The 2,438-nt window shown below is 71.9% G+C and carries 2 protein-coding genes; both read left to right on the forward strand.

Annotation, left to right across the window (positions count from 1 at the left end; all coding sequences use genetic code 11):
- Positions 1–573, forward strand: a 573-nt coding sequence (locus tag AB4039_RS41995) for a DUF4291 domain-containing protein (protein ID WP_442273279.1), incomplete at its 5' end; no start/stop codon positions are given.
- 151 nt (positions 574–724) lie between these two features.
- Positions 725–2,368, forward strand: a complete 1,644-nt coding sequence (locus tag AB4039_RS42000; RefSeq protein ID WP_266840752.1) for a DNA repair helicase XPB — start codon at positions 725–727, stop codon at positions 2,366–2,368.
- Positions 2,369–2,438 lie beyond the last annotated feature (70 nt).

Below are 2,438 nucleotides of genomic sequence, written 5' to 3' on the forward strand. Positions count from 1 at the left end.
CACCGGATCCGCGCGGCCCACACCGACACCACGATCACGGTCTACCAGGCCTACTCCCCCGCCCTCGGCCTCCCGGCGGCCCGCGACGGCCGCTTCCCGCCCGCCTGGAAGCGCGAGCGGATGACGTGGATCAAACCGTCGTTCCTGTGGATGATGTACCGCTGCGGCTGGGCCACCAAGACCGACCAGGAGACCGTGCTCGCCGTCGAGATCACCCGCGCGGGCTTCGACCGGGCCCTCGCCGGCGCCTGCCTCTCGCACTACGCCCCCGCCGTGCACGCGGACCGCGAAACCTGGAAGGAGTCGGTGCGCAGCACGTCGGCCCGGGTCCAGTGGGATCCGGAACGCGACCCGCACCTGAACCCGCTGCCGTACCGCTCGCTCCAGCTCGGGCTGTCGGGCCCCCTCTCGCGGGCCTACGCCGACGAGTGGACGGTCTCCATCCGCGATGTCACCCCGCTGGCCCGGGAGATCCACGGACTGCTCCGGGCCGGCGACACCGACGCGGCCCGGGCCCTCCTGCCCGTCGAAACCCCGTACCCGGCGGGCCCGCTGCCTCACCTGGGCGCGTAGTCGGCCCGCCCGCTGCCGAAGGGCCAAGGACGCCGGGCGGGCGCCGGGCCGTCCGCGCGGCGCAGAACCCTCCCGCCCGCCCGGCGATACGGCAGACTGGAGGTTTGCCCGTCCTCGTCCGGACGGGCACCCACGCCGGAAAGGGGCGTTTGTGAACGGGCCTCTCATCGTCCAGAGCGACAAAACCCTCCTGCTGGAGGTAGACCACGAGCTCGCCGGTGCCGCGCGCCGGGCCATCGCGCCCTTCGCCGAGCTGGAGCGGGCGCCCGAGCACATCCACACCTACCGGATCACCCCGCTCGGGCTGTGGAACGCGCGGGCCGCCGGGCACGACGCCGAGCAGGTCGTCGACGCGCTCGTCGAGTTCTCCCGGTACCCCGTCCCGCACGCCCTGCTCGTCGACGTCGCCGAGACCATGGCCCGCTACGGGCGCCTGACCCTCTCCAAGCACCCCGTCCACGGACTGGTCCTGACCAGCACCGACCGGCCCGTGCTGGAGGAGATCCTGCGGTCCAAGCGGATCATCCCGCTGGTGGGGGCCCGGCTCGACGCCGACACCGTGGCCGTGCACCCCTCCGAGCGCGGGCAGATCAAGCAGACCCTGCTGAAGCTGGGCTGGCCCGCCGAGGACCTCGCCGGGTACGTCGACGGCGAGGCCCACGCCATCGACCTCGTCGAGGACGGCTGGGCGCTGCGCCCGTACCAGCAGCAGGCGGTCGAGGGCTTCTGGCACGGCGGCTCCGGGGTGGTCGTACTGCCCTGCGGCGCCGGAAAGACCCTGGTCGGCGCGGGGGCCATGGCCAAGGCCAAGGCGACCACGCTGATCCTGGTGACCAACACGGTCTCCGCGCGCCAGTGGAAGCACGAGCTGATCAAGCGGACCTCGCTGACGGAGGAGGAGATCGGCGAGTACTCCGGCACCCGCAAGGAGATCCGCCCGGTCACCATCGCCACGTACCAGGTCCTCACCACCAAGCGGAAGGGCGTCTACCCCCACCTGGAGCTCTTCGACTCCCGGGACTGGGGGCTGATCCTCTACGACGAGGTGCACCTGCTGCCCGCCCCCGTCTTCAAGTTCACCGCCGATCTCCAGGCCCGCCGCCGGCTCGGTCTGACCGCGACCCTGGTACGGGAGGACGGCCGCGAGTCGGACGTGTTCTCGCTCATCGGGCCGAAGCGGTTCGACGCGCCCTGGAAGGAGATCGAGGCGCAGGGCTACATCGCGCCCGCCGACTGCGTGGAGGTCCGCGTCAACCTCACCGAGTCGGAACGGCTCGCGTACGCGACCGCCGAGACCGAGGAGAAGTACCGCTTCTGCGCGACGACCGCGACGAAGCGCAAGGTCACCGAGGCGCTGGTGCGCAAGCACCAGGGCGAGCAGACCCTGGTCATCGGCCAGTACATCGACCAGCTCGACGAGCTGGGCGAGCACCTGGACGCGCCCGTCATCAAGGGCGAGACCTCCAACGCGCAGCGCGAGAAGCTCTTCGACGCGTTCCGCGAGGGCGAGATCAGCGTGCTGGTCGTCTCGAAGGTCGCCAACTTCTCCATCGACCTGCCCGAGGCCACCGTCGCCATCCAGGTGTCCGGCACCTTCGGCTCGCGACAGGAGGAGGCACAGCGCCTGGGCCGGGTGCTGCGGCCGAAGGCGGACGGGCACGAGGCGCGGTTCTACTCGGTCGTCGCGCGCGACACGATCGACCAGGATTTCGCCGCGCACCGCCAGCGGTTCCTGGCCGAACAGGGCTACGCCTACCGGATCATGGACGCCGACGAGCTGCTGGCGAGTGACTGACCTCCCGCTCCAGGGGTGAGCGCTGCCCGGGGAGCCGGCCCGCCGGGAGCGGCCGCGGGCGCGGCCGCCC

This window comes from Streptomyces sp. M-16 (genome assembly GCF_052114405.1).
In the GTDB taxonomy this organism is placed as follows: Bacteria; Actinomycetota; Actinomycetes; order Streptomycetales; family Streptomycetaceae; genus Streptomyces.